Origin of the sequence: Streptomyces coerulescens (assembly GCF_042657965.1) — a bacterium.
In the GTDB taxonomy this organism is placed as follows: domain Bacteria; phylum Actinomycetota; class Actinomycetes; order Streptomycetales; family Streptomycetaceae; genus Streptomyces; species Streptomyces coerulescens.
On sequence record NZ_JBHSKM010000053.1, the window covers coordinates 86802 to 104440 of the forward strand.

The window sequence follows — 17639 nt, forward strand, 5'->3', positions numbered from 1 at the left end:
GGCTCTTCCCTCCGGCTCTTCCCCTCAGATCTGACGGGGCGTCATATTAGGAGGGCCGTAGCGAGATGCACAGAGGTTGGGAGGCCTCGCATGACTTCCGGGAGCCGGAAAGTCGCCGTCGTCGGAGTGGCCCTGTCCGACTGCGGCCGGGTGGACGACGCGACGCCGTACGCCCTGCACGCCCAGGCGGCCCGCCGGGCACTGGCCGACGCGGGGCTCGGCCGCGAGGTGGTGGACGGCTTCGCGTCCGCCGGCCTCGGCACGCTCGCCCCCGTCGAGGTGGCCGAGTATCTGGGCCTGCGTCCGACCTGGGTCGACTCCACCTCCGTCGGCGGCGCCACCTGGGAGGTCATGGCCGCGCACGCGGCGGACGCGATAGCGGCGGGCCACGCCAAGGCGGTGCTGTTGGTCTACGGCTCGACGGCCCGCGCCGACATCAAGGCGGGCCGGCGGACCGGGAACCTGTCCTTCGGCTCCCGGGGGCCCCTGCAGTTCGAGGTCCCCTACGGCCACACCCTCATCGCCAAGTACGCCATGGCCGCCCGTCGCCACATGGTCGAACACGGCACGACGATCGAGCAGTTGGCGCAGGTGGCCGTGCAGACGCGGGCGAACGCCGCCCTGAACCCCGAAGCCATGTTCCGCGACCCGATCACCGTGGACGACGTCCTGTCGGGTCCGATGATCGCGGATCCCTTCACCAAGCTGCACTGCTGCATCCGCTCCGACGGCGGCGCGGCGGTGCTGCTGGTCGCCGAGGAACTCGTACGGGACTGCCGTACGGCACCCGTGTGGGTCCTCGGGTCCGGGGAGCACGTCTCGCACTCCGCGATGTCCGAGTGGCCCGACTTCACGACCGGCCCGGCGGCGGTCAGCGGACGGCTCGCCTTCGAGCGGGCGGGGGTGCGGCCCGGCGAGATCGACTTCGCGGAGATCTACGACGCCTTCACCTATATGACGCTGGTGACGCTGGAGGACCTCGGCTTCTGCGCGAAGGGCGAGGGCGGGGCGTTCGTGGAGAAGGGGCGGCTGCTGGTGCGGGGCGGTGAGCTGCCGGTGAACACGGACGGGGGCGGCCTCTCCGCCCAGCATCCCGGGATGCGGGGGCTGTTTCTGCTGGTGGAGGCGGTACGGCAGCTGCGCGGGGAGGGCGCGGATCGTCAGGTGTGGGGGCCGGGAGGGCCCGGTGAGCTGCCCCGTCTGGGGGTGGCCTCGGCCACGGGGGGATGGTTCTGCTCGTCGGGGACGTTGGTACTGGGGAGGGATTGAGACGTACGTCGACCCGACCGGGAGGAACCGGCATGGCACTGACCCGCGAAGAGCGTGAAGAGTTCCTGGCCGAACCCCACATCGCCGCGCTGTCCGTCGACGCGGGCGCGGGACGCGCACCGCTGACCGTGCCGATCTGGTACCAGTACGAACCCGGCGGCGACCTGTGGATCATGACCGGCCTAGACTCCCGCAAGAACCAGCTGATCCAGGCGGCGGGCCGGCTGACCCTGATGGTCGACCGGCTCGAACCGACGATCCGGTACGTGTCGGTGGAGGGCCCGGTCGTCAGCACCACCGCCGCCACCCTGGAACGGCTCCGGGAGCTCTCCGCCCGCTATCTCCCGGCCGACAAGGTCGACGGCTATGTCGACTTCGCCTGGAAGAACCACGGCGAGCAGGTCGTCCTCCAGGTGCGGCCCGAGCGGTGGGTGTCGTCCGACCTCGGTCAGGTGTGAGCCGGCGCCGCACGTGACAATCGGGGTATGGGAACGGATCTTCATGACTTGCTGAGGTCGCTGCGCGTCTGGGACATCGACCTGCCCTCCTTCGACCCGGCCGCCACCCCCGCCGACCCCCTCGCCCTCTTCACGACCTGGTTCGCGGAGGCGGTCGCGGCCGGGCAGGTGGAGCCGCACACGATGTCGCTGGCGACGGCGGACGCGGAGGGCCTGCCGGACGTACGGACCGTGATGCTGCACGGAGCCGACACGTCCGGCTGGTCCTTCGCGACGCACGCGGGCAGCACCAAGGGCCGCCAGCTCACGGCCCGCCCGTACGCGGCCCTCGGCTTCTACTGGCCCGCCCAGGGCCGCCAGGTCCGGCTGCGCGGCCCCGTGACGACGGCTCCGTCCACCGATTCCCAGGCCGACCTGCACGCCCGCTCGACCGGCGCCCTGGCGGCGGCACTGACCGGCCGCCAGAGCGAAGTCCTGGGCTCCCTGGAGGAGTTGGCCCGCGAGTCACAGGCGGCCTGGGAACGGGCCCAACGCGAACCGGATGCCCCGGTCCCGTCGTGGACGCTGTACCGCCTACGCCCGGAAGAGGTCGAGTTCTTCCAGGGAGACGCGGCCCGCCGCCACGTACGGCTCTTGTACCGCCGTACGGAAATGGGGTGGACAAAAGAACTCCGCTGGCCCTGACCCACCCAGGGGCGCGGGGCTGTTGTCGATTTGCGGCTACCGCCGCGTGGGCGCGACCAGCCACGACGAACCCGCGCCCGACCGACGACCTATCGCACCGCAGGTGTGGGCAACGGCAACGGATTAACGGCCCTCTCCCGCGCCGCCGGAGCGGCCTTGCACGTAACATCCCGCACCGGCAGCTTCCCGGTCGTCAAATACGTCGTCGCCGTCTTGTCCGCACAGGACTTGCTGCCGTAGATGCCGTGTCCGACGCCTCCGAGGACGGTGACCATCTTCGCGCCCTTCATGGCACGGCGCATGCCCTGCCCGCTGGCCAGCGGGGTCTGGGAGTCCCACTCGTTCTGCAGGATCAGCGCGCCGACCTTGTTGTTCACGGTCGTGGCGGGCTCGCTGCCCTTCTTCCAGAAGGCGCACGGCGTGATGTTGGAGCCGATGTCGCCGTACAGCGGGTACTGGGCCTTGTTGCGGATCGCGTCGCCGCGGTACTGCTCCGGGTCGCGGGGCCAGTTGCGGGTGTCGGCGCAGACGACGGACCAGAAGCCGGCGCTGCCGTTGTCGTCGGGCACGGCGCGGGCGAACGACGGCGGTACGGGGCTGGGCGTGCTGTCCTTCCGCTTCCCGGCCGTAGGCCGACCCTCCGCGGCCTTCTTCAGCTCGACGATCGACTCGGCGGCCTCGCGCACGCTGAAGAACGTGGCCCGGCTGCCGGCGCGGATGGCCTCGCCGTTGAGCAGCGTGCCGTCGAGGTCGATCGGCTTCTTGTCGGCCTGGGCGACCAGGTCGTAGAAGGTCTTGCGGACCGCCTCGGGGGTCTTGCCCAGCTTGTACGTGGAGTCGCGCCGGGCGGTCCACTCGGTCCACCGCTTGAAGGCGGGCTCGGTGCCCTCCGCCCAGATCTGGATCATGCCGCGCCAGGCCCGGGCCGGGTCGACGGAGCTGTCCAGGATGATCCGGTCGGAGCGGCGGGGGAACATCTGCGTGTAGAGGGCGCCGAGGTAGGTGCCGTACGAGTACCCCAGGTAGGAGATCTTCTTCTCGCCGAGCACGGCCCGGATGACGTCCATGTCGCGGACGGTGTTGCGGCTGGTGATGTGGCGCAGCTTGTCGCCCTGCTTGGCCTCGCACTTCTCGGCGACGGTGCGCGCCCGCTTCACGTCCTCGGCGAACGTCTTGTCCGTGTAGCCCTGTTCCCACTGCTGGTCGTCCTCCGTCAGACCGCAGCCGACGGGGGAGGACGTGCCGATGCCGCGCGGGTCGAAGCCGATGAGGTCGTACTTGGCCTTCACGCTCTTCGGCAGTTCGGTCGCCATCATCAGCGGCATGTCCAGGCCGGGACCGCCGGGGCCGCCGGGGTTGAGCAGCAGCACCCCGCGACGCTCGGCGCTGGTGCTGGTCTTGATCCGCGAGATCGCGAGATCGAGCTTTTTGCCGTCGGGGCGGCGGTAGTCGAGCGGCACCTTGATGGTGGCGCACTGGAAGTTCGCCGGCATCTCTCTGTCGCAGCGGTGCCAGGACGGGTTCTGCCGCAGGTACTGGCCCAGGGGATCGGCCGCGGCGGACGCCGTGGCCGGTGCGAGCACGGGGACGAGGGTGGCGACGACGCTGGCCGCCAGGACGGTGGCTATTCGGCTGCTTCGCACGTGGGGGGTCCTCGGGGTGGTTGCGGATGAGTCGCATCAACCCTTTCGTGCGGTGGAGTTGGGCGAATCCATCCATGAGGCAGATCTGCTCCGTCCATGGATGGACGGCCGGGTCCGCCGGATGGTCCCCGAGTCGCACAACCGGGAACGGCCCGACACCGTCTGGCTCAGGAGGGCTACCGCCCGGGGGCCGGCGCCCCGCGGAAGTCGTAGGCGGCGAAGTCGGCCACCGCCCGGTATCCGATGCGCTGGTAGAGGCTGTTGCTCGTCCGGTTGTCGAGGTCGGTGAAGAGCAGCACCTCGCGCACTCCGGTGGTGAGCACGGCCCGGGTGACCGCCGCGGTGACGGCGCCCGCGTAGCCGCGTCCGCGCAGCGGGGCCGGGGTGTAGACGGGGGCGACCCGGACCTGCCCGGCGACCACGGGTGAAACGCCGGCCATGGCGAGCGGGGTGCCGTCCTCGCCCTCCCAGAGGGTGACGCCGCCGTAGGAGATCCGTGAGTCGGCCCACGCGCCGGGGTCACGCGCAGCGACATGACCGGCGGCCTCGACGAACTCGGCGTGCCAGCGCATCAGCAGCTCCCGGTCCTCCTTGCCCGCGACCCGCGCACGGCCCGCCGGGACGGGTTGCGGAACGGTCAGGTTGCCGAGCCGGTACAGGCGTTGCCGCTGTCTGACCGTGCCCCGGGCACCCGTGTGCCGGCGCCAGGCGGCGCTGAAGGACTCGGCGGTTTCGCGGGCCGCGATGACACCGGGGACCGCGTGGCCGAGGCCGACGAGATGGGCGGCGAGGGAGTCGGCCTCCTCGGGGGCGAGGGGGGTGACGTTCAGGTGGTAGGGCGGGGTACGGAAGTAGGCGGCCCGTACCTGTCCGTCCAGTTCCAGCGCGCCGAAGACGGGTGGTTCGTCGCCGTACGCACGCGGCCCGTTCGTGCGCAGCGTCTCGGTCACCGTCAGGGCGACGGTGTGCAGATCCGGGCGTGAACGCAGGAAGCCGCCGGCGTGGGCGAGGAAGGCGGTGAGGTCCTGGGTGCAGTACCAGTCGTCCGGGCGCATGGCTCATGATCCCGCAGGCGGGACGGAGTTGTGCACGGATTTCCGCCGCAGGCACCAACCCGACACAAGAGGGCGTGCTCAGGCAGGGGTTGACGGGCCCGGGGTTCACCTGGGTGCCGGTCTACGGGTTGACGTCGGGGTCCGTGGCCAGCCGGGCGTGCATGTGCATGTCCCGGTACGCGTCGTGCCGCTCCGCCTCCCACATGGCGTCCCGCAAGGTCCCCTCGTAGCGGAAGCCGCAGCGCTCGGCGATACGGCAGGAGGAGTCGTGGCCGACGGCGTGGTCGAGTTCCAGGCGGTGCAGGCCGAGTTCGGGGAAGGCCCAGCGGGTGGCGAGGGTGAGCGCGTGGGTGGCCACGCCGCGGCCCCGGGCCTCGGGGAGCACCCAGTAGCCGACGCGGGCGCAGCTCATGACCCGGTTGATGACGTTGACGCCGACGTGCCCGAGGGGTGCGCCGGTCGTGGCGTCGGTGACGCAGTACGCCGCCGAGGTGCCGTCCTTCGTGTTCTGAACGGCGGTGCGCAGGGAGTCGCGGGCGCTGTCGAGGTCGGTGGTGATGCGCAGCGGGGTGTTCCAGCGCCGGAACTCCGGGTCGGTGCGCCCCCGGAACCAGGCGTCGACGTCGGCCTCGGAGTCCGCGTCCCAGGCGCGCAGCAGCAGGCCGTACCCGCGCAGTTCGGGGAGGGGATGGGGGTGGGGGTGGTGTGGTCCGCCGGCGATGGTCATGGGCTCATTCAAACCACCCGACGATCAACTCGGCACCGCTTCCGGCCGGAACACCGGCACCCCGTCCCGGAAGACGACCTGAAGTCCCATCCCGGCCCGCAGCAGCCCGGGGTCCGCGCACTCGACGACCTCGGTCATCATGCGGGGCCCTTCGGCGAGATCGACGACGGCGGCGACGTACGGCGTCCGCTGCCCGAAGGGCGGCAGGTCGTTGCGGTGCACTACGGACCAGGTGTAGAGGGTGGCCCGGCCGCCGACGGATTCCCAGACGACGTCCTCGCTCCAGCAGTGGGGGCAGAACTCGCGGGGGTAGTGGTGGGCGCGTCCGCAGCCGTGACAGCGGCGGATCAGCAGCCGCCCGTCCGCGGCCGCGTCCCAGTAGGTACGGGTGAAGGCGTCGGCCTCCGGAAGGTCGTAGCGCGACTCGCTCATCGAAGCAGCCTCACCTTTCGAACCCCGGCCGGGTCAGAACAGCCCCAGCGCGCCGTCCACCGACCACGACTGCCAGGACATCCCGAACAACGCGACCACCGAGATCAGCGCCATCATCGAGTTCTGCCCCTGCTCGGCCCAGTCGTGGATCATCAGGACGAAATAGAGAAGGTTGAGCAGCAGCCCGCCGACGAGGGCGAGCGGAGTCAGGAACCCGAGGACGAGCCCGAGTCCGAGGGCGAGTTCCGCGTAGAGCACGACGTACGCCATGGTCCGCGGCCGGGGTTTGACGACGACGTCGAAGCCTGAACGTACGGCGTTCCAGCGGTGCTTGGCGGCCACGCCGGCCGCCCAGGAGATCCCCGCCCCCTCGAACCAGCTCTTCTTGTCCTTGTGCCGCCAGCTCTCCAGCCACCAGAGCCCGAGACCTATGCGGAGCACGGCCAGCCATTCCGCACCTGTGAGCCAGATCGCGTCCATGGATCTGACGGTACGTCAGATAAAGGGGACCTGACAATCGCCTGTGCACCCGCGATGAGCCCGACAGAATTGTCGGCAATTTCATCGGCGGCCACCAAGGACTCCGACACGTCCCACACGGTCTCCGCCAACCTCGCCGCCGCGCACACCCTCGGCGACGAGGTCGACCATCTCTACTACTGGGACGAAGGCCACGGTGCCGACGCGGACCCGGGCGACTTCATCGAGTCGATCGCGAAGATCTCTCAGCACGAGCCGGTGAACGGGCAGAGCCCTACGGTGCGGGCTCGTAGGTGACGGTGGTCGCCGGGCAGGCCTCCGCGAGCTGGGTGAGGGCTTCGCGTTCGACGGCGTCGGCGGTCAGGCCCCAGCGGAGCTTCGTGGAGATCCACTCGGCGGCGTACCGGCAGGCGACCTCGACGGTCGGCGGCAGCCACTCGGCCGGGTCCTGGTCGGCCTTGCTGCGGTTCGAGGCCGCGGAGACGGCGACGAGGGACGGGTTGACGGCGAGGTCGTTGGCGTACGACTCCCGCCGCCCGGCGGTCCATTGGGACGCCCCGGAGTCCCAGGCCTCGGCCAGCGGCACCATGTGGTCGACGTCCAGGGCGGACGCCGAGGTGAGCCACTTCGAGTCGTAGTACGACCACCAGCGTCCGCCCGAGAGCTTGCAGCCGGGCAGGATCTCCGGCCGGTCCACCGCCTCGGCGAGCAGCACCTCCGCACGGGTGTTGCAGCCGTCGTTCGGGATCCGGCCGGCGTTCCAGTGCTTGAAGCTCGTGCGCTCGTAGCCGTCCCGCACCTCCGCGGCGACCGGGAGGAGCTGCACCGAGGTGGCGATCGGGACCGTGTACGTCTCGAGGGAACGCTCCTGCGCCTGAGCCGGGGCGGGTGCCGCGAGGGACACGAGAAGGAGTGCGGCCGTCAACGCGGCTCGTCTGATGTTCTTGATCACGCATCGTAGGATTGACCGCCTATAGCTCGTTCGAGGGATTCGGCTCGAACGGATGCGCCATATGGATGCGTCAGTTCACCGGACAGGTGTGCCTTGGGCCACCTGATGGGGGTAACGGCGCGAGGTGGGCGCCCGGTCCGCTCACGGGCGCCCTCTCCCCCGCACCGCTCACGCCGCCGTCTTGACCCCCGCGCCCTCCCGCACGGTGTCCGCCACGACCCGCCGCTTCCGCGCCGGGATGCCCATCAGCGGGTTGGCCACGCCCCACGCCGCGCCCTTGCAGACGAGTTCCTTGTACTTGGCGGCCAGTCGTCCCGTCAGCGCCGCGCCGACGGCGCGGTCGTCGGCGGTGACGTACTGGATGAGGCCTTCCTTGCGGCCCAGCGAGATGCACTGGTTGAAGTAGCGCGGCGTCGTGGTCGGCATCTTCCCGCCGGTCAGGCGGGCCGCGATGGCGTCTGCGGCCTGCCACGCGGTCGGGACACCCGAGGCGCACGACATCCGCAGCGGCTTGCCGCCGGGGCCCATCACCATGGCCGCGTCGCCGATGGCGTACACCTCGGGGTGGGAGACCGAGCGCATGGTCGGGTCGGCGACGATCTGGCCCGTGCCGGTGATCTCCAGGGTGGTGGCCCGCGCGATCGGGTGGACGGCGAACCCGGCGGTCCAGATGGTCACCGCGGCCGGGACGGCCGTACCGTCCGCGGTGGTGACATGGTCCGCCTCGACGGCTGCGACGGCGGTGTCCTCGTGGACCGTGATGCCGAGGTTGTCGACGACCTTCCGCAGATGCCGGCGTCCCTTGGGCGAGAGCCAGTCACCGAGGCCGCCACGCACGGCGAGGGCGACGTCGAGGTCCGGGCGGGCCTCGGCGATCTCGGTCGCGGCCTCCACACCGGTGAGGCCGCCGCCGACCACGACCACGGGCTGTCCGGCGCCCAGACCGGCGAGACGTTCGCGCAGGCGCAGTGCTCCGGGACGGCTGGCGATCTCGTAGGCGTGCTCGGCCGTGCCGGGGACCCCGTGGTCGTTCCAGCCGCTGCCGAGGGCGTACACGAGGGTGTCGTACTCCAGCTCCTCGGCCTCGGCGTCGGCGCCGGCCCCGTCCGCGGCGACCACGGTGACCGTCCTACGGTCGACATCGACGCCCGTGACCTTCCCGAGCTTCAGTGCGACGCCGGTCCCCGCGAACATCTCGCTGAACGGCCGGGGCTTGAGCGACTGGCCGACCGCGAGCTGGTGCAACCGGACGCGCTCGACGAAGTCGGGCTCGGCGTTGACGAGGGTGATGGCGACATCCTCGTGGTGCAGTCGCCGGGCGAGACGCCCGGCGGCGGTGGCTCCGGTGTAGCCGGCTCCGATGACGACGATGCGGTGCTGCATGTCCGTACTCCTGTCCTGGGCGGATTCGCGGGATTCGCGGGATTCGTGGAATCGCGAACTCGCGGATCGTGGATTCGCCCCTTGAACCGAGCGGCCCACCGATTCCTGACAGGTCTGCGATGTGAAGCAGCTCACATCGCCGGGCGGGGTCAGTACGCGCTCATCAGCAACGGCTCCCCGTGGTCCTCGGCCGCCCACACCCTCGTCGCCCGTTCGAGCTTGTCGGGGTTGACCTGGTTGCGGAACCCGGCGATCCCCTCGGCCGTGATCTCCAGGCACATGACGCCGATGACCCGGCCGTCGAGGACCGCCACGACCGCGGGGTCGCCGTTGGCGAACGAGCCGTAGATCTGCGGCGAGCCGCCGGTCAGCGCACGCTTCGCCGCGCTCGGCTTGAACAGACCCCGCATGAACTTCGCGACCGCGAGAGCACCCTCGAACGCCTTCGCGCGGGCCGGGACCTTCCCACCGCCGTCGCCGATCGAGAGGGAGTCCTGGGTGAGCAGCCGCACGAGCGGCTCGGTCCGGCCACTGGTGGCGGCCGCGAGGAACTCCTCCACGATCCGCCGGGCGGCGTCCTCGTCCACCTCGGTGCGGGCCCTGCCCTGCGCCACATGCTTCTTCGCACGGTGGAAGATCTGCTGGCTGGCCGCCTCGGTGATGTCGAGGATCTCGGCGATCTCCGCGTGCCGGTACTCGAATGCCTCCCGCAGCACATACACCGCCCGCTCATTGGGGGACAGCCGCTCCAACAGGACGAGTACGGCGTACGACACCGATTCGCGCTGTTCCGCTGTGTCGGCCGGGCCGAGCATCGGGTCCCCGGCGAGCAGCGGCTCGGGCAGCCATTGGCCCACGTAGGTCTCGCGCCGCGCGCGGGCCGAAGTGAGCTGGTTGAGGCACAGGTTGGTGAGCACCTTCGTCAGCCAGGCCTCGGGGACCTCGATCCGTCCGACATCGGCGGACTGCCAGCGCAGGAAGGTCTCCTGCACGGCGTCCTCCGCCTCGCTCGCCGAGCCGAGGAGACGATAGGCGATGGCCTCCAGGCGGGGCCTGGACGCTTCGAACCGGTCGACGTCGTTCATGGTCAGGGCCATGACGCCGGATCCTAACTCGCCGGCCGGCCACCGCATCAGGGCGGCATGTCCGGACTCGCGCCAAGTCCACCCCACCCCCACAACCAGGAGGCCTACGTCACGCATCGCACCCACGCCTCCCACAGCCGTGATCGATCCGCAACCAATTCCGGGCTTGACCGAGACCCATCAACCCGCCACGTGATTACGCTCCGGACCATGGCCGACACCCCCCGACACGTCCCACCCCCGGACAGTCCCGAAGTTGAGCGCCCCGCCACGGAGCACCCCGTCACCGACCGCCCCGTCTATGTCATAGGCGGCGGGCCAGGCGGACTCTCCGTCGCACACGCCCTGCGCGCCCGGGGGCTGCGTGCCGTCGTGCTGGAGAAGTCGGACCGGGTCGGGGCCTCCTGGCGGCGGCACTACGACCGCCTCCATCTGCACACCACCCGGCGGCTGTCCGCCCTGCCCGGGCTGCCGATGCCGCGCCGCTTCGGGCGCTGGGTCGCCCGCGACGACATCGTGCGGTACCTGGAGAAGTACGCCGAGCACCACGACCTGGAGATCGTCACCGGCGTCGAGGTCTCCCGCGTCGAGCCCGCGCCCGACGGCTCCGGCTGGCTGCTGCGCGCCACCGGCGGACGCGAACTGACCGGCGCCGCCGTCGTCGTGGCCACCGGGCACAACCACACACCGCGCATTCCGCACTGGCCCGGCCGCGACACCTACACCGGCGAGTTCCTGCACGCCGGCGAGTACCGCAACCCGGCCCCGTACGCCGGCCGCGACGTCCTCGTCGTCGGCGTCGGCAACACCGGTGCCGAGATAGCCGTGGACCTTGTCGAGGGCGGCGCCTCCCGGGTACGCCTCGCCGTACGGACCGTGCCGCACATCGTGCGCCGCTCCACCGCCGGCTGGGCGGCCCAGTTCACCAGCATTCTGGTACGGCGGCTGCCGGTCCGCCTCGTCGACCGGCTCGCCCGCCCCATGGCGAAACTGAGCGTGCCGGACCTGTCGGAGAAGGGGCTGCCGCGCCCCGACAGCGGGCTCTACAGCCGGGTCGGGCAAGGGGCGATCCCGGTTCTCGACGTCGGCCTCATCGACGCCGTGCGCAAGGGGCGGATCGAGATCGTGGCCGCCGTCGACAGCTTCGAGGACGGCAAGGTCGTCCTGGCCGACGGAACGCGCGTCTCGCCGGACGTCGTCATCGCGGCCACCGGGTACGTCCGTGCGCTGGAGAACCTCGTCGGCCATCTCGGCGTCCTCGACGAGCACGGCAAACCGGTCGCCCGGGGCCGCCGCGCCCCTGCCGACGCCCCCGGCCTGTACTTCACCGGCTTCACCAATCCCATCAGCGGCAACCTCCGCGAGATGGCGATCGACGCACAGAAGATCGCCAAGGCCATCGCCGGTGACCACGACGACCGGCGACGGGCCTCCCGGCTGCCGGTGACGTAGCCGCCCTCAACTCTCTTCCGCAGATCTCCTGTTACTTGTGAGTCATAAGTTGCGGGAGATCTCTGTACCGCGCCCTCGTGCGGAGTCAGAATGTGAGCCCTGTTCAGCTTTTCGGCTCCACTCTCCGGCTCCACTCCCTCTCGCTACGACGGAGGACGCACGTGGCACGCGAAAGACAACTCTCCCGCCGCTCCCTGCTCGGCGGCGCCGCCGCCACCGCCGGCGCCGCGGCCCTCACCGCCGCCGGCCCGGCCTCGGCCGCCGGGGCGCATCGCCAGGCCGACGTCGCGATCGTCGGCGCCGGGCTCGCCGGACTCACCGCGGCCCGCGACCTGGTGGCCGCCGGCAAGTCGGTCGTCGTCCTGGAGGCACGCGACCGGGTCGGCGGCCGGGTGCTCGGCCTGAACCTGGCGGGCGGCGGCGTCACCGAGGGCGGCGGCGAGTTCATCGGCCCCACCCAGGACCGCATCCGGGCCCTCGCCGACTCTCTCGGCGTACAGACCTTCGCCACCTACAACACGGGGAACAACCTCCTCTACAAGGACGGCAAGAAGACCCCGTACGCCACCGACGGCATCCTCGGCTCCGTCCCGCCCATCGACGCGGCCGGGCTCGCCAACGCCGCGATCGTGCAGGCCAAGCTCGACGACCTGGCCAAGCAGATCCCGGTCGACGCGCCCTGGACCGCCGCCAAGGCCGACGAATGGGACCGGCAGACCTTCGAGACCTGGCTGCGCGCCAACGCCGTGATCCCGTCGGCCAAGTTCCTCTTCGACGTGGCCTGCACGTCGATCTTCTCGGCCGAACCGCGTGAACTCTCCTTCCTGTTCGTCCTCTTCTACATCGCCGCCGCAGGCAACTCCTCCACCCCCGGCACCCTGGAGCGCCTCACCGAGACCGCGGGCGGCGCCCAGGAACTGCGCTTCGTCGGCGGCTCCCAGCTGGTGCCGATCAAGCTCGCCGCCACGCTCGGCGACCGGGTGGTGCTGAGCGCCCCGGTACGCACGATCGCCAGGTCCGGCGCCGACCACGTCGTGACGGCCGACGGCATCACGGTCACCGCCAGGAAGGTGATCGTCGCCGTACCCCCGCCCATCGCGGCCCGCATCACCTACGACCCCCTGCTGCCGGCCGCCCGCGACCAGCTCACCCAGCGGCTGCCGATGGCCTCGGTCGGCAAGGCCATCGCCATCTACGACACCCCCTTCTGGCGTGCCGACGGCCTCAACGGCCAGGTCGTCAGCGACACCGGCGTGATCAGCTCCACCTTCGACAACTCCCCGCCGGACGCCTCCTTCGGCGCGCTGATGGGCTTCATCGAGGCCGACGAGGCCCGCAGGCTGGACGCGGCGAGCGAGGCCGAGGTGCGGGCGGCGGTGCTGAAGGACTACACGACGTACTTCGGCGCGAAAGCGGCCTCCCCCACCTCCTTCGTGCTGCAACGCTGGAACAACGAGGCCTACACCCGCGGCGGCCCCGTCTCCATCGCCGCACCCGGCGTCCTGACCCAGTACGGCCCCGCCCTGCGCGAGCCGGTCGGCGGCATCCACTGGGCCGGGACGGAGACCTCCACGTACTGGATGGGCTTCATGGACGGGGCGGTGCGGTCGGGCGAGCGGGTGGCGAAGGAGGTGCTGGCGGTGCTGTGAGGCGCCGCCGGGCAGGGTCCTCGCGCAGGGCTCCGCGAGGGCGCGGCGTGTGTCCGCGCCCAACTTTGCGTGCACAACCGTTCCTGACTGAGCGTCAGTTCCTTTAATCTGACACTGCGTCAGTTAATCGCTGTCACACAGGAGCGGGCGGACCGATGCTTGGATCAACCCACGGCACCCTCACCACCGACTCCCGCCGGGCCCGGGTCATCGCCTGTGGCGAGCAACCCGGGCCCGCCGTCCACGGCCGGCCCGCCGAGGTCGACGATCTCGACGTCAGCGGCCGTCCCCTGTATTGCGACGTCCCCGATCTGGACCGTCTCTTCCGGCCGGAGTCGGTCGCCGTGATCGGCGCCTCCGACGCCGAGGGGCGGCCCAACACCGGTGTCACCCGCCAGCTGATCGCCTGGTCCGAACGGGTCGGCGCCCGGCTCCATCCGGTGCACCCGAGCCGTACGGCCGTCTTCGGCATCCCCTGCTCCCCTTCCGTCGCCGACCTGCCCGAGCAGGTCGATCTCGCCGTGCTGCTGGTCGCCGACCCCCTTCCGGTGATCGAGGAACTGGCCGAGACCAAGGTGAAGTTCGCCGTCGTCTTCGCGTCCGGGTTCGCCGAGACCGGCGAGGAGGGAGCCGCCGCGCAGGACCGGCTCACCGCCGCCGTCGAGCGGTCCGGGATGCGGCTCCTTGGCCCCAACACCAACCTCAACGCCTTCGAGCGGTTCCGTGACGACCTCGACGGCCCCGCGATCGCCCTCATCACCCAGTCCGGCCACCAGGGCCGCCCCGTCTTCGCCCTCCAGGAACTCGGCATCCGCCTCTCCCACTGGGCACCCACCGGCAACGAGGCCGACCTGGAGTGCGCCGACTTCATCTCCTACTTCGCCGAGCGGCCCGAGGTCGGCGCCATCGCCGCTTACGTCGAGGGCCTCAAGGACGGCCGTGCCTTCCTGCTCGCCGCCGACCGTGCCGCCCGCCGCGGTGTGCCGGTCGTCGCGGTCAAGGTGGGCCGCACCGAGACCGGCGCCCGCACGGCCGCCTCACACACCGGCAAGCTGACCGGAGCCGACGCGGTGGTGGACGCGGCGATGCGGCAGTACGGCGTGATCCGTGTGGACGGACTCGACGAACTCCAGGACACCGCCGCCCTGTTGGCTCGCGCCCGGCCGCCCGGCGCCGAGGGCGTCGTCGTCTATTCGATCTCGGGCGGCACGGGCGCGCACTTCGCCGACCTGGCGACGGAGGCGGGACTGCGGCTGCCGGAGCTGTCGGAGGTCAAGCAGGCCGAGCTGCACCAGTGGATACCCGAGTATCTGAGCGTGGCCAACCCGGTCGACAACGGCGGTCATCCCGTCGGCGACCACCGCGGCCGGAAAATCATCGACGCGATCCTCGACGACCCTGCGGTGGGGGTGCTGATCTGCCCGATCACCGGGCCCTTCCCACCCCTGAGCGACCGGCTCGTGCGGGACCTGGTGGACGCCGCCGAGCGCACGGACAAACTGGTCTGCGTGGTGTGGGGTTCGCCCGTCGGCACCGAGCCGGCCTACCGCGAGGTCCTGCTCGGCTCCTCGCGCGTGGCCACCTTCCGCACGGTCGCGAACTGCATCACCGCCGTGCGCGCCTACCTCGACCACCACCGCTTCGTCAGCGGCTACCGCTCCCCCTTCGACGAGGCCGCGCGCACCCCCTCGCCGTCCTACCGCAAGGCGCAGGCACTGATGCGCCCGGGACAGCAGTTGAGCGAACACTCGGCGAAGCAGCTGTTGCGGGCGTACGGGATCCGTGTCCCGCGCGAGCAGTTGGTGACCAGCGCGGCGGCGGCCGTACGGGCCGCGGGGCTGGTGGGCTACCCGGTGGTGATGAAGGCGTCCGGCGCACGGATCGCCCACAAGACCGAGCTCGGCCTGGTCAAGATCGGGCTGACCTCCGCCAGTCAGGTCCGCGACGCCTACCGCGAGCTGACCGACATCGCCCGCTACGAGGACGTCTCCCTGGACGGCGTCCTGGTCTGCCAGATGGTCGAGCGGGGCGTCGAGATGGTCGTGGGCGCCGCGCACGACGAGCTGTTCGGACCGACGGTGACGGTCGGGCTGGGCGGGGTGCTCGTGGAGGTGCTGAACGACACGGCCGTACGCGTGCCGCCCTTCGGGGAGGAGCAGGCCCGGGACATGTGCGCCGAACTGCGCGGGCGGGCCCTCTTCGACGGGGTCAGGGGGCGGCCCCCGGCGGACCTCGACGCGCTCGTGGAAGTCGTCCTGCGGGTGCAGCGCATGGTCCTGGAGCTCGGGGACGATGTCGCGGAGCTCGACATCAACCCGCTGATGGTGCTGCCCAGGGGGCAGGGCGCGGTGGCGCTGGACGCGTTGGTGGTGTGTCGCTGAGATGAATACCGATGGTGCAGTGAACATGCCCGGTTCCCCCCGTGTGCCCGGAAATTGCGCTGATCCATTGATACGGCACGCCACTGACAATCAGGTCTGCCGGATCACCCTCAACCGTCCCGAAGCCCTCAACGCCATCACCCCTGACCAGCGCGAACACCTCATCCAGCTGCTTGCCGAGGCCTCCGCGGACCCCGGGGTGCGAGCCGTGGTGCTGACCGGCGCCGGGCGGGGATTCTGCGCCGGGGCGGATCTCCGGGGCGGGGCGGCGGGCGGTGAACGGGTCCCCGGCGATGTCGCCCGCACGATCCGGCTCGGCGCCCAGCGGCTGATCGCGGCCGTGCTGGACTGCGAGAAGCCGGTGATCGCGGCCGTCAACGGCACCGCGGCCGGCATCGGCGCGCATCTGGCGCTCGCCTGCGACCTCGTACTGGCCGCGGAGTCCGCACGGTTCATCGAGGTGTTCGTGCGACGCGGCCTGGTCCCGGACGGTGGCGGCGCCTACCTCCTGCCGCGCCTCATCGGCCCCCACCGGGCCAAGGAGCTGATGTTCTTCGGCGACGCGGTCTCCGCCGCGGACGCGGAGCGGCTGGGCCTGGTCAACCGGGTCGTCGCGGACGGGGAGTTGGAAAAGACGGCCCGCGAGTGGGCCGAACGCCTCGCCACCGGCCCGACCCGGGCGCTCGCCCTCACCAAGCAGCTCGTCAACGCCTCCCTGGACACCGACCGCACCACGGCCTTCGCCGCGGAGGCGGCCGCGCAGGAGATCAATATGACGACGCAGGACGCGCGGGAGGGCGTGGCGAGTTTCGTGGAGCGCAGAAGCGCCGAGTTCAGGGGCCGCTGACGTCAGCGCCCAGGAGCGCCGGGTTCACGGCCGCTGACGTCGGCTCGGCCCCGCATCAGGCCCTCGCACAGCCCTTCCAATCTGACGAACCGTCAGTTTCAATGGATGGCATGATGGGACACGCAGGGATGGCGGCCGCCGCCGTCCGCTATCTGAGGTCGGCCGACGCACCGCCCGTTCAGGCGCTGCCGCGCCCGGCGCTGCGCTGTGTCGGCGAGGACGAGCGCGCGCCGATCCCGCAGGACGAGTTCCGGCGGGTGCTCGGCAACTTCGCCACCGGTGTGGTCGTCGTGACGGCACCGGCCGGCGCCGAGGCCCCGCACGCCCCCGCCGGCTTCGCCTGCCAGTCCTTCTCTTCCCTCTCCCTCGACCCGCCGCTGGTCGCCTTCATGGTCGGCCGTACGTCGACGACCTGGCCGCGCATCGCCCGCGCGGGCGTCTTCTGCGTGAACGTACTGAGCGCCGGCCAGGGCGAGCTGTGCCGCGCCTTCGCGGTGAGCGGGGCGGACAAGTTCGCCGGCGTGACCTACGACGCCGCCCCCGCGTCCGGCTCCCCCCGCCTCACCGGCACGCTCGCGTGGATCGACTGCACGATCCACGCGGTGCACACGGGCGGCGACCACCTCATCGTCGTAGGACGTGTGGACGCGCTCGGGGTCGGCGACGGGGACGAGCCGCCGCTGCTGTTCCACAAGGGTCGGTTCCTCTAGCCGCTTCCTGCCGCAGGCAGTGTTCGAAAGGGATCGGTGTCGGCGGGCTGGAATAGGCTCACCGCATGGTGCAGAGCAGTGCGGAAGACGTCGACGGGTATCTGGCCGAGGTGCCCGAGGAGCGCAGGGATGCCCTGACCAGGCTGCGGCAGCTGTGCCGGGCCGAGCTCAAGGCGTTCGACGAGGTCATGGCGTACGGCATGCCCGCCTACACGCGGGAGGGCACCGCCGAGATCGCCTTCGCCAGTCAGAAGCAGTACATCTCCTTCTATCTCATGCGCAGCGATGTCCGGGAGGCGTTCGAGGAACGGCTGAGCGGGCAGGACATGGGCAAGGGTTGCCTGCGCTTCCGCAAGCCGGGGGACGTCGATTTCGATCTGGTGCGAGACCTGCTGAGGGCTGTCGCGGCCGCCCCGGGCAAGATCTGCTGAC

Annotated in this window: 18 protein-coding genes; 10 read left to right on the forward strand and 8 right to left on the reverse strand. The window is 71.1% G+C overall.

Features of this window, described 5'->3' with window-relative positions:
- The first annotated feature begins 90 nt into the window (after positions 1–90).
- From ACFPQ9_RS43995 to ACFPQ9_RS44005, 3 genes are read left to right on the forward strand one after another with little or no spacing between them, the layout of a single operon-like run.
- Positions 91–1269 carry a thiolase C-terminal domain-containing protein gene (locus ACFPQ9_RS43995; RefSeq protein WP_380866016.1) on the forward strand — a complete coding sequence of 393 codons (1179 nt, stop codon included), beginning with the start codon at positions 91–93 and terminating at the stop codon, positions 1267–1269.
- Between the two features lie 32 nt (positions 1270–1301).
- Positions 1302–1727: a pyridoxamine 5'-phosphate oxidase family protein gene (locus ACFPQ9_RS44000; RefSeq protein ID WP_380866018.1), complete on the forward strand. Its 426-nt coding sequence runs from the start codon at positions 1302–1304 to the stop codon at positions 1725–1727.
- Positions 1728–1754: 27 nt separating this feature from the next.
- Complete coding sequence (locus tag ACFPQ9_RS44005) at positions 1755–2411, forward strand: pyridoxine/pyridoxamine 5'-phosphate oxidase (protein ID WP_380866019.1); 657 nt, start codon at positions 1755–1757, stop codon at positions 2409–2411.
- Between the two features lie 89 nt (positions 2412–2500).
- Here ACFPQ9_RS44005 and ACFPQ9_RS44010 read toward each other — a convergent pair whose 3' ends face one another.
- The 5 genes from ACFPQ9_RS44010 to ACFPQ9_RS44030 all read right to left on the reverse strand — a co-directional run bounded on the left by ACFPQ9_RS44010 (position 2501) and on the right by ACFPQ9_RS44030 (position 6748).
- Complete coding sequence (locus ACFPQ9_RS44010) at positions 2501–4054, reverse strand: alpha/beta hydrolase (RefSeq protein ID WP_380866021.1); 1554 nt, start codon at positions 4052–4054, stop codon at positions 2501–2503.
- 176 nt (positions 4055–4230) lie between these two features.
- Complete coding sequence (locus ACFPQ9_RS44015) at positions 4231–5109, reverse strand: GNAT family N-acetyltransferase (protein ID WP_380866023.1); 879 nt, start codon at positions 5107–5109, stop codon at positions 4231–4233.
- Between the two features lie 121 nt (positions 5110–5230).
- A complete protein-coding gene (locus ACFPQ9_RS44020) occupies positions 5231–5836 on the reverse strand; it encodes a GNAT family N-acetyltransferase (protein ID WP_380866025.1) in 606 nt (201 codons plus the stop codon).
- A gap of 24 nt (positions 5837–5860) precedes the next feature.
- On the reverse strand, positions 5861–6268 hold the full coding sequence (locus ACFPQ9_RS44025) for a Zn-ribbon domain-containing OB-fold protein (protein WP_380866027.1): 408 nt from the start codon (positions 6266–6268) through the stop codon (positions 5861–5863).
- A 33-nt stretch (positions 6269–6301) separates the two neighbouring features.
- Positions 6302–6748: a DoxX family protein gene (locus ACFPQ9_RS44030; protein ID WP_380866029.1), complete on the reverse strand. Its 447-nt coding sequence runs from the start codon at positions 6746–6748 to the stop codon at positions 6302–6304.
- A 69-nt stretch (positions 6749–6817) separates the two neighbouring features.
- On the opposite strand from ACFPQ9_RS44030, the gene ACFPQ9_RS44035 reads away from it, so the two are divergent.
- Positions 6818–7045 (forward strand): hypothetical protein, encoded by a 228-nt coding sequence (locus ACFPQ9_RS44035; protein ID WP_380866030.1) that lies wholly within the window; start codon positions 6818–6820, stop codon positions 7043–7045.
- Here ACFPQ9_RS44035 and ACFPQ9_RS44040 read toward each other — a convergent pair.
- The 3 genes from ACFPQ9_RS44040 to sigJ all read right to left on the reverse strand — a co-directional run bounded on the left by ACFPQ9_RS44040 (position 7023) and on the right by sigJ (position 10180).
- Positions 7023–7700 carry an HNH endonuclease family protein gene (locus ACFPQ9_RS44040; RefSeq protein ID WP_380866032.1) on the reverse strand — a complete coding sequence of 226 codons (678 nt, stop codon included), beginning with the start codon at positions 7698–7700 and terminating at the stop codon, positions 7023–7025. The genes ACFPQ9_RS44035 and ACFPQ9_RS44040 overlap by 23 nt on opposite strands.
- Positions 7701–7868: 168 nt before the next feature.
- Entirely contained in the window at positions 7869–9083 is a 1215-nt protein-coding gene (locus ACFPQ9_RS44045; protein ID WP_380866034.1) for an NAD(P)/FAD-dependent oxidoreductase, read from the reverse strand.
- 149 nt (positions 9084–9232) lie between these two features.
- Positions 9233–10180 carry an RNA polymerase sigma factor SigJ gene (gene sigJ, locus ACFPQ9_RS44050; protein ID WP_380866036.1) on the reverse strand — a complete coding sequence of 316 codons (948 nt, stop codon included), beginning with the start codon at positions 10178–10180 and terminating at the stop codon, positions 9233–9235.
- 198 nt (positions 10181–10378) lie between these two features.
- Between sigJ and ACFPQ9_RS44055 the strand changes: the two genes are divergently transcribed.
- From ACFPQ9_RS44055 to ACFPQ9_RS44080, 6 genes are all read left to right on the forward strand, one after another.
- Positions 10379–11620, forward strand: a complete 1242-nt coding sequence (locus ACFPQ9_RS44055) for a flavin-containing monooxygenase (protein WP_380866037.1) — start codon at positions 10379–10381, stop codon at positions 11618–11620.
- Positions 11621–11781: 161 nt separating this feature from the next.
- A complete protein-coding gene (locus tag ACFPQ9_RS44060) occupies positions 11782–13269 on the forward strand; it encodes a flavin monoamine oxidase family protein (RefSeq protein ID WP_380866039.1) in 1488 nt (495 codons plus the stop codon).
- A gap of 155 nt (positions 13270–13424) precedes the next feature.
- Complete coding sequence (locus tag ACFPQ9_RS44065) at positions 13425–15650, forward strand: acetate--CoA ligase family protein (protein WP_380866043.1); 2226 nt, start codon at positions 13425–13427, stop codon at positions 15648–15650.
- Between the two features lie 25 nt (positions 15651–15675).
- Positions 15676–16497 carry an enoyl-CoA hydratase/isomerase family protein gene (locus tag ACFPQ9_RS44070; RefSeq protein WP_380866045.1) on the forward strand — a complete coding sequence of 274 codons (822 nt, stop codon included), beginning with the start codon at positions 15676–15678 and terminating at the stop codon, positions 16495–16497.
- Between the two features lie 113 nt (positions 16498–16610).
- The gene (locus ACFPQ9_RS44075; protein ID WP_380866090.1) at positions 16611–17207 is read left to right on the forward strand and encodes a flavin reductase family protein; all 597 of its coding nucleotides are present in this window, start codon (positions 16611–16613) and stop codon (positions 17205–17207) included.
- A gap of 65 nt (positions 17208–17272) precedes the next feature.
- Complete coding sequence (locus ACFPQ9_RS44080) at positions 17273–17638, forward strand: iron chaperone (protein ID WP_380866047.1); 366 nt, start codon at positions 17273–17275, stop codon at positions 17636–17638.
- Position 17639 lies beyond the last annotated feature (1 nt).